Annotated in this window: 19 protein-coding genes; 8 read left to right on the top strand and 11 right to left on the bottom strand. The window is 41.5% G+C overall.

What is annotated here, in order from left to right; all coding sequences use genetic code 11:
* Nucleotides 1–158: 158 nt before the first annotated feature.
* The 4 genes from aroA to RSJ42_RS15615 form a co-directional block, all read right to left on the bottom strand.
* Nucleotides 159–1,451 carry a 3-phosphoshikimate 1-carboxyvinyltransferase gene (gene aroA / locus RSJ42_RS15630; RefSeq protein ID WP_410508186.1) on the bottom strand — a complete coding sequence of 431 codons (1,293 nt, stop codon included), beginning with the start codon at nucleotides 1,449–1,451 and terminating at the stop codon, nucleotides 159–161.
* A 131-nt stretch (nucleotides 1,452–1,582) separates the two neighbouring features.
* The gene (locus RSJ42_RS15625) at nucleotides 1,583–2,236 is read right to left on the bottom strand and encodes a thymidylate synthase (RefSeq protein WP_410508185.1); all 654 of its coding nucleotides are present in this window, start codon (nucleotides 2,234–2,236) and stop codon (nucleotides 1,583–1,585) included.
* Nucleotides 2,237–2,608: 372 nt separating this feature from the next.
* Complete coding sequence (htpX, locus tag RSJ42_RS15620; protein ID WP_410508184.1) at nucleotides 2,609–3,472, bottom strand: zinc metalloprotease HtpX; 864 nt, start codon at nucleotides 3,470–3,472, stop codon at nucleotides 2,609–2,611.
* A gap of 440 nt (nucleotides 3,473–3,912) precedes the next feature.
* Entirely contained in the window at nucleotides 3,913–4,440 is a 528-nt protein-coding gene (locus tag RSJ42_RS15615; protein WP_410508183.1) for a dihydrofolate reductase family protein, read from the bottom strand.
* A gap of 148 nt (nucleotides 4,441–4,588) precedes the next feature.
* Between RSJ42_RS15615 and RSJ42_RS15610 the strand changes: the two genes are divergently transcribed.
* From RSJ42_RS15610 to RSJ42_RS15590, 5 genes are all read left to right on the top strand, one after another.
* Nucleotides 4,589–5,116 carry a hypothetical protein gene (locus tag RSJ42_RS15610; RefSeq protein WP_410508182.1) on the top strand — a complete coding sequence of 176 codons (528 nt, stop codon included), beginning with the start codon at nucleotides 4,589–4,591 and terminating at the stop codon, nucleotides 5,114–5,116.
* A 25-nt stretch (nucleotides 5,117–5,141) separates the two neighbouring features.
* On the top strand, nucleotides 5,142–5,399 hold the full coding sequence (locus RSJ42_RS15605) for a hypothetical protein (protein WP_410508181.1): 258 nt from the start codon (nucleotides 5,142–5,144) through the stop codon (nucleotides 5,397–5,399).
* Between the two features lie 141 nt (nucleotides 5,400–5,540).
* A complete protein-coding gene (locus RSJ42_RS15600; RefSeq protein ID WP_410508180.1) occupies nucleotides 5,541–6,350 on the top strand; it encodes a hypothetical protein in 810 nt (269 codons plus the stop codon).
* Between the two features lie 288 nt (nucleotides 6,351–6,638).
* Entirely contained in the window at nucleotides 6,639–7,700 is a 1,062-nt protein-coding gene (locus RSJ42_RS15595) for a hypothetical protein (protein ID WP_410508179.1), read from the top strand.
* A 322-nt stretch (nucleotides 7,701–8,022) separates the two neighbouring features.
* Nucleotides 8,023–8,157 (top strand): hypothetical protein, encoded by a 135-nt coding sequence (locus RSJ42_RS15590; protein WP_410508178.1) that lies wholly within the window; start codon nucleotides 8,023–8,025, stop codon nucleotides 8,155–8,157.
* Nucleotides 8,158–8,553: 396 nt separating this feature from the next.
* On the opposite strand, the gene RSJ42_RS15585 is transcribed toward RSJ42_RS15590, so the two are convergent.
* Nucleotides 8,554–9,087 (bottom strand): class I SAM-dependent methyltransferase, encoded by a 534-nt coding sequence (locus RSJ42_RS15585; RefSeq protein WP_410508177.1) that lies wholly within the window; start codon nucleotides 9,085–9,087, stop codon nucleotides 8,554–8,556.
* Nucleotides 9,088–9,463: 376 nt separating this feature from the next.
* Between RSJ42_RS15585 and RSJ42_RS15580 the strand changes: the two genes are divergently transcribed.
* Entirely contained in the window at nucleotides 9,464–10,282 is an 819-nt protein-coding gene (locus RSJ42_RS15580) for a nitrilase-related carbon-nitrogen hydrolase (RefSeq protein WP_410508176.1), read from the top strand.
* Nucleotides 10,283–10,371: 89 nt separating this feature from the next.
* On the opposite strand, the gene gatB is transcribed toward RSJ42_RS15580, so the two are convergent.
* From gatB to gatC, 3 genes are read right to left on the bottom strand one after another with little or no spacing between them, the layout of a single operon-like run.
* Nucleotides 10,372–11,862: an Asp-tRNA(Asn)/Glu-tRNA(Gln) amidotransferase subunit GatB gene (gene gatB, locus RSJ42_RS15575; RefSeq protein ID WP_410508175.1), complete on the bottom strand. Its 1,491-nt coding sequence runs from the start codon at nucleotides 11,860–11,862 to the stop codon at nucleotides 10,372–10,374.
* Nucleotides 11,863–13,290, bottom strand: coding sequence for an Asp-tRNA(Asn)/Glu-tRNA(Gln) amidotransferase subunit GatA (gatA, locus tag RSJ42_RS15570; RefSeq protein ID WP_410508174.1), 1,428 nt, complete (start codon nucleotides 13,288–13,290; stop codon nucleotides 11,863–11,865). It abuts the gene before it with no gap.
* Nucleotides 13,291–13,302: 12 nt separating this feature from the next.
* Nucleotides 13,303–13,584, bottom strand: a complete 282-nt coding sequence (gene gatC / locus RSJ42_RS15565) for an Asp-tRNA(Asn)/Glu-tRNA(Gln) amidotransferase subunit GatC (protein WP_410508173.1) — start codon at nucleotides 13,582–13,584, stop codon at nucleotides 13,303–13,305.
* A 608-nt stretch (nucleotides 13,585–14,192) separates the two neighbouring features.
* On the opposite strand from gatC, the gene RSJ42_RS15560 reads away from it, so the two are divergent.
* Entirely contained in the window at nucleotides 14,193–14,783 is a 591-nt protein-coding gene (locus RSJ42_RS15560; protein WP_410508172.1) for an OsmC family protein, read from the top strand.
* Between the two features lie 131 nt (nucleotides 14,784–14,914).
* Here RSJ42_RS15560 and RSJ42_RS15555 read toward each other — a convergent pair whose 3' ends face one another.
* The 3 genes from RSJ42_RS15555 to RSJ42_RS15545 form a co-directional block, all read right to left on the bottom strand.
* Nucleotides 14,915–15,175 carry a hypothetical protein gene (locus RSJ42_RS15555; RefSeq protein WP_410508171.1) on the bottom strand — a complete coding sequence of 87 codons (261 nt, stop codon included), beginning with the start codon at nucleotides 15,173–15,175 and terminating at the stop codon, nucleotides 14,915–14,917.
* A 5-nt stretch (nucleotides 15,176–15,180) separates the two neighbouring features.
* Nucleotides 15,181–15,357 (bottom strand): hypothetical protein, encoded by a 177-nt coding sequence (locus RSJ42_RS15550; RefSeq protein WP_410508170.1) that lies wholly within the window; start codon nucleotides 15,355–15,357, stop codon nucleotides 15,181–15,183.
* 85 nt (nucleotides 15,358–15,442) lie between these two features.
* Nucleotides 15,443–16,606, bottom strand: a complete 1,164-nt coding sequence (locus RSJ42_RS15545; protein ID WP_410508169.1) for a Coenzyme F420 hydrogenase/dehydrogenase, beta subunit C-terminal domain — start codon at nucleotides 16,604–16,606, stop codon at nucleotides 15,443–15,445.
* 755 nt (nucleotides 16,607–17,361) lie between these two features.
* On the opposite strand from RSJ42_RS15545, the gene RSJ42_RS15540 reads away from it, so the two are divergent.
* Complete coding sequence (locus RSJ42_RS15540; RefSeq protein WP_410508168.1) at nucleotides 17,362–18,795, top strand: methanogenesis marker 14 protein; 1,434 nt, start codon at nucleotides 17,362–17,364, stop codon at nucleotides 18,793–18,795.
* The last annotated feature ends 192 nt before the right edge of the window (nucleotides 18,796–18,987 follow it).

Raw genomic sequence — 18,987 nt, 5'->3', positions numbered from 1 at the left:
AAATGATTTCTCTGACAGAGTGGAGATTAATTCAAAAAAAGAAATATTGAAAGGCTGAGGATCCTTTCAGGATCAGCTTAGAACTAAACTAAATTGAATTTAATCTGCGTTTAATCTTCATCTAATCTGCCCTCAGGAATTCGGATTGTATTCTCAACTTATTCTTCCGGAATTTCCTCAATTTTTGCTCCGAGGCTGCACATGTCCTTAAAGAAATCCGGATATGAGATAGAAACGGACTCGGTTGTGTCAATTTTCGTGTTTCCTGCAACCATGCCTGCCATTGCAAGGGACATAACAATCCTGTGGTCATCCCAGCCGTGGACTTCGGCTCCCTCAAGAGTCCCTCCGGTAATTGTCAGGCTGTCCTTTTCTTCTTTAAGGGAGACTCCCATTTTCGGAAGCTCGGTTGCAAGGGCGTGAAGCCGGTCTGTTTCTTTGTAGCGGACGTGTTCGGCATTCTCTATCCTGCTGGTGCCTTCGGCAACTGAAGCAAGGACAGCTACAGTCGGAACAAGGTCAGGGGTTGATCCGGCATCAAAGGTAATGGCTTTTAATTTTCTTCCTCCTCTTACTGTCACGATACCGGCTTCCATATCCCATGTGATGTCTGCTCCCATCTGTTTGAGAATATCAATAATCACTTTATCTCCCTGTTTTGAAGGGAAGAGGTTTTTGACTGTGACTTCGGAGCCATCAAGCATGGCTGCAGACGCAAGCAGGTAAGAAGCGGAGGAGAAATCTCCGGGAATCGTGTATTCTTTCAGGCTGTATTTCTGTTTTCCCGGAATAATGAATTTGATACCGTTATTATCATCTGTGTGAATCTTTATTCCTGCCAGTCCGAGCATTTCTATGGTCACGTCAACATAAGGTCTTGATTTCAGTTTTCCTATGATAGAAAGGGTGGTACTGTTTTCAGCAAGAGGGCAGGCTATAAGGAGAGCAGAGATAAACTGGGAACTGATCGAGCCGCTAATTTCAACTTCGGACCCCTTAATTCCTCCTTTAACAACAATAGGCGCTCTTTCGTTTCCTCGCGTAGAACAGGTTTTTGCCCCCAGCCTGTTGAGAACTTCAAGAAGAGGCCCGTTTGGACGCGTACGAAGGGACGAGTCTCCTGTAAGCACGGTGATCCCGTCAGTAAGACCTGCTATTGCTGTCATGAAGCGCAGTGTTGTCCCTGAGTTTGCAGCATCAATTACATCGTCAGGAACTCCGGGCCTTCCAGCCATTCCGCGTACGAGAAGTTTATCTCCCTTCTCTTCTATGGAAGCTCCGAACAGCCTGGACGCACGGACAGTAGCAAGAGTATCGGCAGAGAGCAGGGGGCGGTGCACAACTGCTTCTTCGGATAGGGCCGCCAGGGTTATGGCTCTGTGAGTGTAGCTTTTTGAGGGTGGGGCAAAAACCTCTCCCTTTATAGATGATTTATTGATTGAGACACGCATTTGTAACAGGGCTCCGTTTCTTTTTGCTGCATATTCTATATCGTCTATAGTGCATGGAATATCTTCACTGGCTGGATTATTTATTTTGATTTTTACAAATTCAGGTTCCTATCAATTCGGGAGTTTAAGATTCAGCGCACACCTTTTACGATATTTTCCACCATGTCCCAGTCATGGTCGTAAACATGGGCTGAAATGCTGACTGTGGTGATCATCCCGGGATCTGCACCTGTCTTTCTGGCAACGTATTCAAGGAGTCTTGAAAGCCCATAAAGGTTTGCAGGGTAGGCTCCACCGAAATCATGGCTTCTGAAAAGTGTGGTAAGGTGGACTTTCCCATTTCTTATTTTGAAATCGTCCAGTATCATGCAGGGGACTTCATCAACTTTAGTGTCCACAGGCGGTATCCATGTAACGGCTGTAGCCCTTCTGGAGGTTGGGCTTTCCTGCAATTTTTCGATTACATATTCTATCTGGTCCACTTCTCCATTCCAGTTCCTGAGCCGCTGCCCATAAGTATACTCAAAGTCCTGCACGTTTTCTCCCGAGATTAGCTGTTTTGCGTATTCCTCAAGCCTCTCTTCATTCCAGGCGGTATCTTCTGGAATTCTATCCGTATAAGGGTCTTCAATTACCACCATCAAGTCCATAAATTCCTTTATCTGGCTTCCTCTTTCATCGGTAATTACATCCCCGTGATTCCAGATGATGTTAAGCCCGCGGTACCATGCATCAGAGATATTTTTTGCTCTGATAATCCTGCCAATCTCAAACTTGTTTTCCATAATAATTCCCCAAACAGATAAGGATAAGTCATGGATAGTCAGTAGAATATCTGTTATTCCAAAAATATTTTCAGTCCTGCTCCGCTACTGCTTTTTATTAACTGTTAGTCCTTTCAATAATCTGCCCCTTTCTTTTATATGTGTTTTTCTTAAAAAATCTGGTAGGTATAATGTTATTTGATAGCATATAGCACGCTGGATTTAAAAAAATACCGGACAAGTTTCCAAGGAGAAGAAAAGATCTAAAAAAGATTAAAATTTCAAAATATGAATGGAAACGAAAAAGAACAGTAGAACTAAAAAGAGTAATATTAAAAAATAGGGGTAAGATTTAGGGGTAGAAAATTATTGAAAATAAAAGGTTGGAGGGACTTAGAATCTCATTGCCCTCAGGCGCTTTACACGTTCATCGGTTACCGGGTGAGTCCTGAAAAGGGACTGGATCGACCCGCCTTTCAGAGGGTTAACGATAAACATGTGAGCACTGCTTTCTTTTGCCTGTACATCTGAGACCCTTGGCCTGTAATGAGAGTTCCCATATTCGAGTTTCTCAAGTGCATCGGCAAGAGCCCAGGGTTTTCTGGAAATCTTTGCTCCTTCTTCATCAGCTGCAAATTCCCTTGACCTTGAGATTGCAAGCTGGATAAGGGTTGCAGCAATCGGTGCCAGAATAGCCATTGCAATAAGGCCAACAATTCCTCCACCGCTGTCATCATCCCTACCTCCGAAGCCGCCGAATATCGCAGCCCATTGTGCCCAGTGGGCAAGCATTGTAACAACACCTGCAAGGGTTGCAGCAATGGCACTTATCAGGGTATCCCTGTTCTTTACGTGTGCCAGCTCGTGTGCCAGTACACCTTCCATCTCTTCATAAGAGAGTAACTCGAGAATCCCTGTTGTAGCAGCAACAGCAGCGTGCTTCGGGTCCCTGCCTGTTGCAAAGGCATTTGGCATTCCGGATTCTACAATATACACTTTAGGTTTTGGTATTCCTGCTTTCATTACGAGCCCATCGACGATCCTGTGCAGGTTAGGGGCTTCCGCAGGGGAAACTTCTTTTGCCCTGTACATTTTCAGGACTATCTTGTCACTGTACCAGTAGCTCCCGAAGTTGAGAATTACTGCAAACAGGAATGCGATAATCATTCCGCCAGTACCGCCAAAGTAGTCACCTATAATAACAAGGAGACCTGTAAGGGCGGCAAGCAAAACTGTAGTTCTAAGCATGTTCTTCATGACTTCTCACGCGACATCCTCCCAGGCTAACGTCTGGGTTTTCAGTCTTAGATTCATATATCTGGTCTTATTTTTATAAGTTAGGCCGATCAGAATCATTTGTATATATCCGTATTCAGGATATATATTCTTTCGCCCGCAAAACGCAATTTAGCACAATTGTATTATTTTGACTTCCATTCCTGCTGAAATCGACTTAAAATCTTACCAAAACGGAAATTCTATCCTCAAAAGGAGAATCTCGTTTAAGAAGTATTCTTTTCCCTTTTGAATTTCCCAATTCAGGCTTATGTAAATAACTAATATTTCTGTTTTGGTATATTTACATTTGTGCGTTTAAGAACTATTTGGTTTGAAATCAAACTATTATTGTAACTTCGAGTATATGTACTTATTGAAAGAAGTTTTCAGCGGATATTCCGTTCTTCCCTGTTCTATTCTCAAACCTGATATTCGACTCTCACAAGCCCGCTCTCGTACCTTTCCGAATTGGTCATCCTGAGTTTAATCTCTTTTCCAATCCTGTCAAACAGTGGAATTCCACCCCCCAAAATAATTGGAACAATAAAAACGATCATATCCTGCACAAGATCTTCTTCGAGAAACATCTTAATGAGCTGTGAGCCGCCGACAAGCCAGATATCCTCATCAGCATTCTCTTTAAGCCGGCGCGCAAACTCCCCGACGTTCCCGGAAACAAATTCCACGTTTTTCTCCAGGCGCAGGGGCTCTTTTTGCCCTGTAAAAACATAAGTTTTCTTCTCCGCATAAGGCCAGTTTCCAAAACCAAGGACCTGTTCATAGGTTTTTCTGCCCATAAGGACTGTTCCGACTGATGCGTAAAATTCTGAATAGCCGTAGTCTGTTTCGGGATTGTTATCATATTTTGTTAACCAGTCTATGCTGCCGTCTTCTCGGGCTATGTAACCGTCGAGGCTGCAGGCGATGTAGAGTTTTATTCTGGGCATAGTTTTCACTCCTTGTTACCTGATCCGTAATTTATTATTTTTATAGGATGCATAAATTTTAATATTGCCAGACTATCTATGTTCATATACGCTTATCTGGAAAACAAATGTTTTTTGAAACATAGTTACCTTAATTGAGTTGATCAAATTGGGTAAAACTCTCGTGTTCAAAAAGCTTGTAAAATATGAAGGGTCAAGTAGTGGATATCCTGTAACAATTCGATATACGCCTTCTTCCAATACACATATTATTATTCATGAGGGCGGTTTTAAAAATAATAACTTTTTTCTCAAAAGGTTCACTCCCGTTCTCATAAGAACTTTTGGTGAACCCTCTATATCACTTCTTGGAAGAGTACCAGATTATTTGATTGCTATTTTAGGGTTAACATTTTTTCTTCTAATACAGTTTCTATTGTCTGAAATTTATGCTATTTTATTCATTTTAATTTCAGCTTCTCTAATTATTGCAATGTTCGAACTTATTCCTCAACTTTCTTATACAGGAGCATATTACAGGGATACTCTTTGCGAAAAATGTGGTAACGAATTTTCTTGTGAAGAAACGAAGGTCCCAGAAACTCAAGAAACAAGCACTCCTCATCAGTATACTATACAGGTAACAAGATACTGGAGATGCAGGGTGCGGATGTATAAATGTTCGAAGAAGTTCTGAAGGTTTCACTACGAAGAAAGGAAAATTGAAGAGATTTTCCTCTGTAGCAAAAATTCCCTGCAAAAGATGTGGCAGGACCGATGCATACATAGAATATAAAGAGCCAGATGAAAGCAAGGCAAAAGTTGGGGCTCATAACGAAATTGAGACAAGAAGATACTATAGGTGTAAATTTTGCAAATACGAGGATATCAGAGCAGTTCACGAGGATGTTTATCCTGCCGACACTAATTCCCCTTCCGGATTTGGGTATCATATGTTTTACGAAGACTATAAATTATGAGTTATTCTGGACTTATCCTTTCCTTCTCAAATGAATTAATGATTCTATCTGGTATTAATTACCAATTAAAACGAAAGTTTATTTATCAATATGTTTGATAATTATTTTCAGGATAATCGCCTGAATTTAGGTTGAGGTATTTTGGGGGAAATTCTAGAATCAAAAAAGCTTGTAAAACACGAGTCAGGTAAGGAATATGTAGCGATAATTCAGTATATGCCTTCTTCCAATACCCATATTGTTACTCGCAAAGGCGACTTTAAAAAAGGTTTTTTTCTCAAAGATTTCGCTCTTGATTTTATCAAACTCTTTGGTGGATCTTTTATTTCTTCTGTCACGGAAATTCCTGTTTTTATATTGATAATAACCTGGTTGCTATTGTTCTTTATTTTAATATTGATATATCAAACCTCAAATTGGGAATTTTTTCTAATTATTCAATTTTTCATTCTTGTAATTGTAATTAAGTTAAAGTTACAGTTCTCTTATATTATGGAGTATTACAGAAACACAAAATGTAATAACTGCGGAAAGGAGTTTATCTGTCGTGAAATCGAGAAACCGGACTTTAAGGAAATAAGCACTCCTGTAAATTACTGGATAGAGGCGACCCGCTTCTGGACCTGTAAATCATGTGGATATATAAATATTAGAAAAAATTATGAGGGATTTGATACAAAAAAAGGTAAACCAATGAAACTTTCTTCCCTTGCAAAAATCTCCTGTAAAAGATGTGGTAAGACCGGTGCATATATTGAGTCCAAAAAGCCGGATATTCTAAGATCAGAAAATAGGGGTCGTGAAGAGCTCGTGAAAAGAAGTTATTACAGGTGTAAATTCTGTGGATTTGAAGATATTAGAGGAGTCGAATTTGTAAGTTATATTTATGATGATAGTCCTGGACCTTCTTTTTTTATGAATAATATCGCTTATGAAGATTACCAAGCTTGAAAGCTTCTTATATTCTTATCAAAAACGAATAAATCTTCGATTATTAAATTCTCATATACTTAATCTCATCATAAAATATTTAGAGGTTTAGATCGTTCTTAAGCAAACGGAATAGGACAAATAGAAAAGCATTCAACATTCTGAGTGAAGTTTCTGCTATATTTTTTTGGCTTTGTTTAAGTGAAATATATAGAATTTTCTAATAGTAGTCTCCTATACAAGACCGTTTTCCAGCAAAAATCCAGGAAATCCAAACCTTTATACCTTTTCCTTTCCCAAAAACTCCTTATGTCCTCAGGCATTCTGCTTTCCCTAAAAACAGAACATTCCACCAGAGACCACCTCTACTGGAACTTCTTAAATGCGATTCCTTTTCTAATTGGTTCGATAGCTATCGCCAGGGATTCGCTCAAATGGGTAGCAGTTTACATTGGAATAGCCCTTGTTTTCTTTCTAGTCATCGAGTTAAGGTTCGCTTGCACTCACTGCTCTTACTATATAAGGAGCAAAGGCTGCGTAAAATGTATGATACTTTCGGGAGTACCCAAAATTTTCAAAGCGCGGCACGGCCCTCATAGCTTTTTTGAAAAAGCGGTTATTGTACCTGGGGCTCTTTTCATGTTCCTCTTTCCGGTTTACTGGCTTATAAGAGACTCTCTGCTTCTGGGGGCCTATATTGTTGCCTGGACACTTTTCTTTCTGACAGCCCGCCGGTACGAGTGTATTCGATGCATTAACTTTGAATGTCCCATGAATCGCGTGCCTGCAGGCGTGAAAAAAGAGTTTGAGAAAAGAAACAATCTTTCCGACAATATTAAGTCTTCAAAAAAAGCACCTCAGGCAGAAATTTCAAGCAGGTGTACTTCTCTTAGAGCAGAGCATGAGTTTAAAGATTTTCTTTACTGGAATTTTGTAACCATGACTATTCTGTTTTCTGCGGGGCTTGCGATCGGAATCAGTTCGACGGGATGGCTTCTTGCCTACATTTTCATAGTTTTCTTTCATTTCGGTATTCTTGAGCAGTATTTTTTCTGTACTCACTGCCCTTATTTTGTTAGGGGAGAAAAATGTTTGAAATGCATGATGAACTGGGGATGGCCGAGGCATTTTAAGCCAAGATCCACCCCTCCGAGCAAACCTGATCTTGTCATTACATCTCTTGGATTCATGATCCTGATCCTCTTTCCATTTCCCTGGCTTTTGAAAGTGCCGTTTCTGATGGGAACTTACCTTATTTCCATACTGATTTTTTTACTGACAATATGGCGTTATGAATGTGGCCGCTGTATCTACTTTGGATGCCCTTTTAACCGGGTGCCGGCTGAGATGAGGAAAGATTACTCGAAATAATTGTAATTCCGGCTAATTCTCCGGGTTTATTTAGGGTTTATTTAGGGTTTATTTGGGGTTTATTTGGGGTTTATTTAGTTTAATTTTTTAAGTGAAATAATGCCTCTCCATGGAAGTATAAACTTTAATTTGTGCTGATAGTCAGAATAGCATTTTTCTTTCTGACCCGGAAGTTTCAGTCTATTTTTTACATGAATTTTTCCTTATCTGGCTTATTCCTCTCTTGCAAGAGGAAAACTATTTATATATAAATGCGGTAATAGGCTTCCGTATTTCCTGTGAGGTACAGGGAATTGCAAAACCAGAAAAGGAGATTCAAAATATGAAAGAAAAAATACAGAGAAGGGCTCCTAAACCCGTTTTGCATGGGTTTTTGTTTGGCAACGGAATGTTTGTAACTTCTGCGGAAATGAAGATCATGCAAAGCCTGGGGGTCATTCCGGAAACAAAAGCATAAACTCAAAAATTGAACCTGGGAAAGGCATATTGTACAAAGGTCAAATAACTCGCTGTAAATGATCCATAACTAAACCTCCAAAATATCTAGCTGCCTATTAACCAGCTTCCAACAGATTTCAAATCCAATAAAATAACCTCCCTAACATAAACGATATTCCAATAAACAGTGATCTATTCCATGCATGTCTTGGGCTCAAAGGAAATGTATGGAATTAAATTATTTAACGAGAAAACAGATAAAAGGTGGAAATTTACTTAGAGTTACCTTGCTGACCAGCTAATCTTTGTGTCTCATCTGAGTTCAGGTTCCTTTATTTTTTTTATATACTTCACAATATATCAATATATGTGCAACCAGTCAAGTATTTATGGCAGATGCAAACCGGCTGTTGAATCAGGTCTGGTCTTTTTTGAAAGAATATGTCCTTTTACCTTTCTTCTTCAGTTTGAATAATCTTTTTCGGGTGATCCCTTCCATTATTTCTTCTTCTTTCATGTAACCGTCTCTAAAAGAAAGGATTCCATCAGGTTTAAGAATCCTGTGAATCTCTTTCATGACAAGCTGAGGCTCTTTCAGGGCATGAAAGGTATCATAGAAAAAGACCACATCCACACTGTCTTTGAGCAGACCTGTATTATAGTCAGTAAGGATAGTCTCTATGTTTCCCAGCTGCCTTAAGGAAGCCAGACTCTTGACCATTTCGATAGCAACAGGGTTGATATCCAGTGCATAGACCTTTCCTGAAGAGCCTACCATTTCGGAAGCATCAGGAATATAGGAACCTGACCCGCATCCATAGTCCAGAACTTTAAAACCAGGTTTTATTCCGGCTTCTTCCAAAATCTTTCTACGGGGAAAAAAGAAGTCCCGGAATTTAAAAATAAGGGCATTTGCGTGGAATTTAAACTCAGAGTCAGGTTCTTCCATGATATATTCTCCTTTGTCAGCCTTCTGGTCAGCACAAATTCAGATCTTTCTCATGTAAACAAATTTTTTCTTCAAGCTATTTTGAAATTTGCATATTTTATAATTTGCCTGCGGAATTTTTCATATCTTTTACTGTTTCATGATGATCTCGAGGTGTATGTGTAATCATATTATTGCTCGCAACAGTTATCAGATTTTCTGTCAGACTTTTGATTACAGATTGATTACAGATTGATCACAGGTTGATTACAGGTATTCCATTTTACTGTTGACACAAAACTTTAAAAGAATCATAAAGTAGAATACCTAAAGTATCATAAGTAAGGTAGTAAAATATCTAAATAAGATCCCCACTCTATATGCTGAAGGAATGAAAATGACAAGCATTAAAGCTGCCTGCATTCAGATGGATATTTCTCTTTGTTCAAAAAATGAAAACCTTGAGCGTGCTCTCACCCTTGCAGAGGAAGCGGTTTCAAAAGAAGCCGAACTGCTTGTCTTTCCGGAAGTTTTTTCAACCGGCTTTTGTTATGATCACATAGAAGAAGTAGCGGAGACCATTTCAGGTCCTACTATTGAAGCTCTCAGAACTTTTTCCCAGGAACATAACTGTATTCTTGCCGGCTCAATGATAGAAAAGCGAGAGAAAAAGGAGAAGGACAGATTATGTTCAGAAAAACAGGCCCCTCTCCAGTACAACCTGGGCTTCTGTATTGAATCCGGGAAGTTAACTGGTGTCCGCCGAAAAGTCCAGCTTTACGGGCTAGAAAAAAGATATTTTGCCCCCGGAAACAGCATAGTTCCTATCAGGCTTCAAAAACACGGGCTATCGATGGGGCTTATAGTCTGTAATGAACTCAGGTATCCGGAAGTTGCCCGAAGACTGGCGCTTGAAAGAGCAGATTTTCTGGTCTCAGCCGCCGAAATTCCAGATTTTTACTTATACCCCTGGCGTATTATGTCCATTTCCCGGGCAATTGAAAATCAACTGCCGCATATTGCCTGCAACAGGGTTGGAAAAGACAGGTATTCAACTTATCCCGGCAATTCTCTTATTGCTGACGGCTGGGGCCGGGTTCTGGCAGAAGCCGGAAAAAAGGAATGTGTTCTTATCGGAGAAATTGATATTGAAAAAGCAAAGGAAATCAGGCAAACTGGTTCTATTCTCGAAGACCGCAGGCCTGATCTGTATTAAATATTAAAATAAAAGGATTTAGAAATCTTATCAAAATAAAAGGATTTAGAGGTCCAGATCAAATGTTTAAAAAGGTAAACCCTGCCGGGTTACCCTTTAAGTTCCTTTACAATCAGTTCGCGTGCTGTCTTTGCATCCGCTGTACCTTTCGTCTTTTTCATGACCTGCCCTACAAGGAAGTTCAGGGACTTTTCTGTCCCTCCGAGATAATCCTGCACTGCAGCTGCATTTTCTGTAATTGTTTCGGCAACAGCTCTTGTAACCAGGTCATCTTCGGCTTTAAAGAGGCCTTTTTCTTCAATAATCTGTGAAGGAGCCTTTTCCTCAGTTCCGTCCAAAATAGTTCGGATAACTTCGACTGCAGCTCTGTCACTAACTTTGCCTTCGGCAAAAAGGGTAACCAGCTCTACTAAGTCATCAACTCTAATATGTTTCACAATTTTGGGGTTTTTCTGGTTATAGCAGTTAATACTATACTTTCGTGTAATTGCCCCAATTACCAAATCGCGATAATTTAGTTCTCCTAAAAGAACATCAGCAATCCAAGTAGCTGCAATTTTCGGGTCAACACCTTCTGCGCAGACATCTTCGTAGAAGTCGGCGAGTAGAATACTAGATGTAAGGGCTCTTGCGTGCATATCAGTGATGCCGTACTGCTCCATGAAGCGTGCACGTTTTGCATCCGGAAGTTCTGGCAGGGTTTCTTTAATTGCAGGAATCCAGCCTGTAACACGCATTGGCATAAGGTCAGGCTCACGGAAGTAACGGTAGTCCTCTGCCTCTTCTTTTGTCCTCATGGAAATGGTTACACCCCTTCCTTCGTCGAAGTGGCGAGTTTCCTGCGTAATTTTTCCTCCGCGGCGGATCACGTTCTTCTGGCGCATGATCTCGTAGAGAAGAGCCCTTTCCACTCCTTTATGGGAAGAGATATTTTTAACCTCAACACGCGTGCCCCAGTGGACAGAAACGTTTGCATCGACACGCATAGCCCCTTCAAGGTTTCCGTCAAAGACATCCAGGTATTCGAGGATATTCCTGAATTTGTCAAGGAACCTTCTGGCTTCTTTGGGGCTCCTCATGTCCGGCTCGGTGACGGTTTCAATCAGGGGCATTCCTGACCTGTTATAGTCAATAAGGACACCTTTGGATTTCTCTATGCTTCCGATGTGCACAAGTTTTCCAGGGTCTTCTTCCATGTGAGCCCTTGTGATTCCGACCACATGTTCCCCGTCTTCTCCTTCAATAACGACCCTTCCTTTGCTAACAATGGGGTAGTCGTACTGGGTGACCTGGAAACCCTTTGGGAGGTCAGGGTAGAAATAGTTCTTCCTGTGGAACTGCGTCTCTTCCGCAATCTCTCCTTCAAGAGCAAGTCCCACTTTAATTGCAGCTTCCACAGCTTTTTTATTAAGGACCGGAAGTGCACCCGGCAGACCAAGGCAGACCGGACAGGTGTGTGTGTTGGGGGCTGCATTGTGATAATCGGTAGAGCAGCCACAGAACATTTTGGTCTTGAGTTTGTTAAGCTGGACATGGATTTCAAGCCCTATCCTTATACCATCAGGGTTTTCATAGACCATTTATGCCACCTCGGGAGGTCTCTTTGTGTGATAATCGGTGTTCCTCTCAAAAGTGTAAGCTGCACGCAGGATGGCTGGTTCGTCAAAAGGCTTGCCCATTATCTGAAGTCCTATTGGCAGCCAGTCAGTAAAGCCGCAGGGTACGGAAATCGAAGGCACACCTGCAAGGTTAATCGGGCAGGTGTTTACATCCGAAAGATACAGGGTTAGCGGGTCCTCAATCTTTTCCCCTATCTTGAAGGCAGGGTTCGGCATGGTTGGAGCCATAAGAATATCTACTTTTGAAAGAGCTTTATCAAAGTCTTGCTTCACAAGGGTTCTTACCTTCAGGGCTTTGAGGTAGTATTTATCGTGATAACCTGCAGAAAGGGCATAGGTTCCGAGGAGAATCCTTCTCTTAACTTCCGTACCGAAGCCCTCAGCCCTTGTCTTTGAAACCATGGAATGCCAGTTTTCCCCGCCTGCTCTGAACCCGTAGCGTGTTCCATCGAAACGGGCAAGGTTTGAGGACGCTTCGCTCATTGCAATGATATAATATGAAGCAAGGGCGTACTTTATGTTAGGCATTGAAACTTCTTCCCAGGTGGCTCCCAGGCTCTCATATTTCTGTATTGAATCCCATACTGCTTTATCTACATCAGGATGGATACCTTCTCCGAAGAACTCCTTCGGAACCCCTATTTTCAGGCCTTTCACGTCGTCAACAAGAGCTTTCCGGTACTGGGTTTTGCTGTCAATGGAAGTGGAATCCCTCTTATCATATCCGGCTATAACATCCATCAGGATTGCAGTATCCTCCACATTGTTTGTGAGGGGCCCGATCTGCTCAAGGGAGTTTGCATAAGCCACAACCCCATACCTTGAAATTGCTCCGTAGGTCGGTTTAAGGCCTACAACGCCGCAGAAAGCGGCAGGGCAGCGCACAGATCCGCCTGTGTCTGAGCCAAGAGCAAAAGGGGCCTCTCCTGCCGCAACAACAGCTGCACTTCCTCCGGAAGACCCACCAGGTACTCTTTCAAGGTCCCAGGGGTTTGCAGTTGGTCCGAAATGGCTGGTCTCTGTGGAAGATCCCATGGCAAATTCGTCCATATTGGTTTTTCCAAGGATTACAGCTCCGGCAGCGAGGAGTTTCTCAATGACATGGGCATTGAAAGGAGGGACGTACCCTTCAAGAATCTTCGAGCCGCAACTGTTTGGCAGGCCGACAACCGAGATGTTATCCTTTATTGCAATCGGTACGCCTGCGAGGGGACCTTCGTGCCCTTCCGTATCGATTTTTCTTGCCTGCTCCAGGACTTTATCGGAAACTGTCACATAACCGTTGATTTTGCTTTTTCCAATAGCCTCAAGATATCTGGCTGTTACTTCTTCGGCTGAGCTTTCCTTAATCTTCTCTTTAACCTGCGCAACACTCATCCATTTTGCCATTAAAACAACTCCTCAGCCAATCTTCGGGACCCTGAAAGCCCCGTCCTGTTTGTGTTCGGTATTTGCAAGAACGACTTCCTGCGGGAGGCACTCCTCTACCACATCCTCCCTGAATACATTATAGATCTCAGCAACGTGGTATGTGGGAGCAACATTTTCGGTCGGCAATTCATCAAGCTGCCCGAAATACTCCAGAACTGAGTTAAGTTTTTCCATATACTCGGCCGTTTCCTGCTCATTGATTTCTATACGAGCAAGCCAGCCGATGTGTTCTACATCTTCTTTTGTGATCATGAAAATTCCTCAAAAATAGAATGATCCTGAATAGAATGCCGATGGTAATGCATAATAGAAACAATTTATGAAATAAATATATATTCTTCCTATTCTCATTTCGGAGAGTAAGCAGAAAAAGATTTTTAACATATTCTAAGAGTAAACTGCGGAATTTTGTTAAATGAAAACCAACCCTGGTCTTATATTATACATCATAATTAAAATTTTGCGGAATCCACATAGAAATATTCTTATACCTTCTGGTTTATCTACAAATGTTAGTTTTAACAGTGTGAACTAGGAGGTGTTTTTTGCTAAGTGCATGCACTGGGGGAATTGAGTTAATCTATATCAAACCTTATGCGTCTCTTTTTCCCGATTTGACTGAAATAAGCAACTAACAATTCATCTTTAATCTAATCTAATAACGTATCTTTAATTCTAACCTTTTCCTGCTAGTTTGATGCTGATTGTTTTCATTGGCAAATAAGTATATAATGTATACTTTAAATTTATAATTACAATCTCTCCCATTATCTATCGATAAAGACAGATTTTAGAAACTCCTGAAGATTAATCTGAAGTTTAAGTGGCAACAAGAGTTACTTTGGAACTGGGGTGAACGATTGATAATAAATAGGGTAGAAGTGGATCGATTTAGTGAGACTATTCAGAAAGCAAGAAAAGACCCTTCAAAAGCTAAAAAAGTAATTGAGTTTGAAGGAAACTGGGAGATTGGAAGGACGGGGCCTCAATTTTCCACAAAGATAAAATCTGAGAACGGAGGAGAATTCCTGATTCAGTCAGATGAACCTACAGCTCTTGGAGGTGGGGGAACCGCTCCAAACCCTGTCCAGTATGGCCTGTATGGAATAGCAGCCTGTTTTGCAGCTTCTTTTGCCAAATGGACTGCAATGGAAGGTATAGTGCTCAACCAGTTCAAGATTAAAGTCAGGGCTGATATGGATTTAAGCGCAAGCTTTGGAATTTTCCAGGAGCCTGTAATTCCTATCTATGAATCCATCAAATTTGAAATAATGGTAGATTCTGAAATGAGCATGGAAGAAGTCGAAAGGTTTAACGAAATTACAAAGCAGCGTTGTCCATGTTATTACTGCTTGACCACAGCAATTATTCCCGAGATTGTTTTCGAGAAGAAAGAGCCAGAACCTTTAGCTAAGCATCTTTGTCTTGAGGAGCCAGTTAAAGCAAATTAACACTCGGGACGAGATTTTTGTAAAGACCCTGCTGCAGAATACGATATTTTTTGCAGTTATATCCTATTTACGTGCAGGGGCTCCTTTTGATCCGGAAAGGCTAAATAGATAATAAAGCGGTCCTTTCACCCCTAATTGCGCCTCGGGACAGAAAAATAATAGATTTTTCTTGTAGTTGTGATGTAATCGCAACAGTACGCTGTCCTTCCCGAATTGCGCCTCGGGAGTACGCTGTCCTTCCCGAATTGCGCCTCGGGAGTACGCTGTCCTTCCCGAATTGCGCCTCGGGAGTACGCTGTCCTTTTCGCTTCGCTCAAGAGGACTAACTTTTGGGTTGAGATACCTGAGTCCCGTCTCTGGAGGGGGGTGTCCTTTCTACTCGCTCCGCTCAAGAGGACTAATTTATGGGCATTGAAATCTGGTTTTTTGAATGGTATGGTGAAAAATAGATAATTATTTTTCTAATTTTCTTTATGGGAAGATTTAAAAGATAAGCAAGCCAGGATCCCCAGCTTGCTAAGGTAGTGGTTCTCAATTTTGATTTTTTACTTTTTCTGCCTCCTGTGAAGGTCATACATCTGTACCACCCGAGTCCCGTCTCGGGAGTACGGTGTCCTTTTCGCTTCGCTCAAGAAGACTGATCCTTTTTTTCTATTACTTTACTTTTTTTGCCTTCTGTTCAGGTCGTACATCTGGACCTTCTTCATTTTTGCCAGGTTGAGGACTCTTTCGAGTTCGTCGTCTTTGAGTTCTCGGGCTTCGATATAGCCGTTGTCTACGGCTTCGTTGAATATTTCGTATCCTATGGCTGAACGGGCAAGGACCGTTGTGTAGCCTTTTGGGCTGCCAACTCCTCCAAAGGAGATATCTGAGTTTTCAGCGGTAAGGTCCGTACAGAATCGGCAGGAAGAGCTTCTGTGTTCGTCAAACTCATCGAGCTCCAGGACGTGTTCCTTTCCATCTTTCAGTGTAACTTCGAATTTGCCTCTCCGGATCTTCATGGCATCGACGTTATCAAGTGTAATCCCATAGCTTTCAAGTACGGCTTTTATCCCTTCATAAGCAAAAGTGTCCATACAGAAAAGCCCAAGTTTGAGAACTTTTGCCCTCATAAACAGGTGCAAAAAACCGTAAGAGCTTTTTTGCATTTTCGTGACTGCATCAATATTGCAGCTCGTCCCTACAAAAGCAACGCTATTCATTCCCTGTTTCACTGCGCTCATAAGGGCTTCAAGCGTCATTGAGTGCGAGTAAATACTGCCACTGCTCTTCAGGATTTCCTCTCTTGTTTTTGCGACTATGGGGATGGGTTTCCATGGTTCTTCTTCCGAACGGACTGTGACAACTGCAGAATCGATAAGCCCCTCGTCCAGGGCATAGAGGAGAAGAGAAGTCACGACCCCACCATCCTGACCTCTTATTTCCGGTATGGCAGACTTTGCAGCATAAGCGTATCTGAAGCTCCCTATCAATCCTTCTTCAGTGGTGATGGTTCTGGGGCACTGGTAGTAACAGACCCCGCAGGCTTTACAGGGGCCAATCAGTTCGGGCTTTCCGTCTTTTATGGTAATGTATTCGCAGCTTGCAGCGCAGGCTCCGCAAAGAGTGCAGATGCCGGGCTTTATGATGTCCCGTTTTAATTTTCCGAAAGAAATCCTCTCTTTTTCACTCAGGCTCCGTTTGAGTCTGATAACACTCTTTTCCAGTGCGTCAAACTTTTGCTTGCATTCTGCACTGCAAAAACGGTAATTTTTTCCCCCGTAATCCGAAAAGTATTCAGTATCGTCAGATATAATTTTCTTGCAAATTGGATCAAGCGGCATTAAAAGCCTCCTGTAGGCGTTTATTTGAGAATTTCAGGAAAATCCGGTACATTATTCCCGGTTCGATTTATCATCGGTCATTTATTATGTGATTTTTATATTTTTATAGGATATCTAAGTTATTAAACATTATTATATACTTGTTCTTTATAATTTTCTATATTTTATAATTGCGTGCTGCAATTTATTCTTATGGGCAGGCGGTCTAAGGTTGTGAAGCCTCTTTGAGGTTAAGCACTCTTTCTAATGCTGACAATGAACAGGAAACGAAGGCGTCATATGTAGAATAGAATCATTATTGTGCAGAGAAACGAAATCAATGAATCAGGAATGTAAATAAACAAAACGCAGCCATAAAAAACAGGTAATCAAAGCAGAATGAGGAAAGATAAAAACTTATAGATTTTATTCAACCGTGAATATATTGATCATAATAAAATTCAATTAACAAGCTGCGATCTAAGGCTGTGATTTAAGCTGCGATTTAAAGCATTTTAGCAAAGATTATTATAGACTTTAGTCATACCATCTTTAAACTTCAGCTAAATTGTGTTCTTGTCATACTTCTTTATCAAATCCTGGAGGCTACTTTCTCCAGAATGACCGGTATTAAAATTTGCTTTCTAGTTCGTATGCTTATTTGAACTTTATTTTATACCTGTGATAAGTCGAACTAATTCAATAACTGCAGATTCAATAACACAGGACAAAAATTCCATTTAATCTATGTACAGATCCTCAGGAAGGAATAAAAAATGGCTCTGAAACCCAGAATTGCAGAATCTCCTCAGGTTCGTTTGATTGATCTCAAATCAAAACCATTCTTTATCGTAGCTTCTGTAGAAGTAGGAAACACTACAACTAAAAGTATCCTTACAGCTACCAATATGGATACTGGCAGGACGCATATCATTAATAAAGTAGTACGCATGACCAGAGATGTCCGCCCTCCAAAGCCCGGAGAAGATGTGTTTGGAAAAACTCTTACAGGTGTAGAACTTACGCGTGAAGCCGTTGCAGAACTGGTTAAAAGTACCCTTGCCGAGTCAATGGAAAAAGCCAACCTGGATATAAAAACTGACCTCAACTTTGTGGTACGCTCTACTGGTGTTGTGGCAGGCTTTGATTCTCCGGAAGAAGTCGGTGAGTTTATCAAAGCCCTGGCAGACGGCTGTTTGATGGCAGGAGTCCCTCCTAAAAATATGACTCCTCCCATGTCCATCTCAAACATTACTAAGAAACTCCAGAAATACAGTAAACTGGAGAAAGTAATCTTTGATGGGGCTGTAGCCAGTGTTACACCTCCGATCGGCTCTACGGGCGTTGAAATTGTTGCAAACGAGATGGAAGGAGAGCTTGCAACTGCAGGAATAAAAGAAGCAGCCAAATTGACAGATGTAGATTTCAGGAATCCCTGCATTTCTATCGACTTCGGAACTACCCTTGACGGCAGGATAACAAGCCCTGACCAGCCATATGCAAAAACAATCGGAAACTTCTGCGGATTCGCAGGTGCAATTCCTGATGCCATTATCCGGGGATCCAAGGTTGTTGACTCAAAAGTAGGGACTGCTCTGGAAGTTTTTGAAAAACAGAAACCTCCTTCTTTCATTACTTTGAAAATGAAAGCCAAAACTATAGAAGACTACTCAAGGCGCATTCATGAACTCATAATTATTGAAAAAGTCCCCAGGGATAGAAAGAGATACGGCAGTGTTCCTGTCAGGCCGGATGCAGCTGAAGAATTGGGTGTTACCCTTATAGGCTGCGATGTGGGCGAGAACGGCTCATATATGGGAAAACTTAGCGCGATAGGTATGGAAATCTGCAAAAGCCATGGGTTGTCGATAGTATACGCTGTCATCGATGAGGTGATGGCAGGAGTGGTGTGCAGGCTCATAGAGGTTGCTAAGAAAGAAGGCCTAATTTTTGAAGACAGCACTATCGGAATTACAGGCAGAGCAGGAATTACAGGTAACAAACCTAAACTGATTTTGAGCTGCCTTGAGAAAATGAACCTTGCCCCTAAAATCGATGAAAGGGTAGTCTTTGTGGATGACGGGCTTGCCAGAGGCGCGGCTGTTATGGCTCGCTGCATGAACTCCCTTGGTACGCCGCAGAACCCGCTTGGCGGCAGACACGGCGGAAAATGTATTCTTGCACAGCGGATAAAAATACAGGAAAAATGAAATGGTAATTCTGTGGGATGGCAGTCATCCATACTAAACTACCATTTCTTTTAATAAACAAAAGTAGGACTTACGCACTTGAGGATTAGAATCATGATCAATAGACCTTGCAGTTAAATCGTCTATTTAGACAGTTGAAGGTTTAGAGCTGTTGTTTTTCAGTTCAACCGCGTAAGTCCTAAAAAGATAGCT

This window comes from Methanosarcina hadiensis (genome assembly GCF_046529725.1).
Taxonomy (GTDB): Archaea; Halobacteriota; Methanosarcinia; order Methanosarcinales; family Methanosarcinaceae; genus Methanosarcina; species Methanosarcina hadiensis.
Note: the sequence above shows the minus strand (reverse complement) of the source record. Positions and strands in the feature narration are given on the sequence as shown.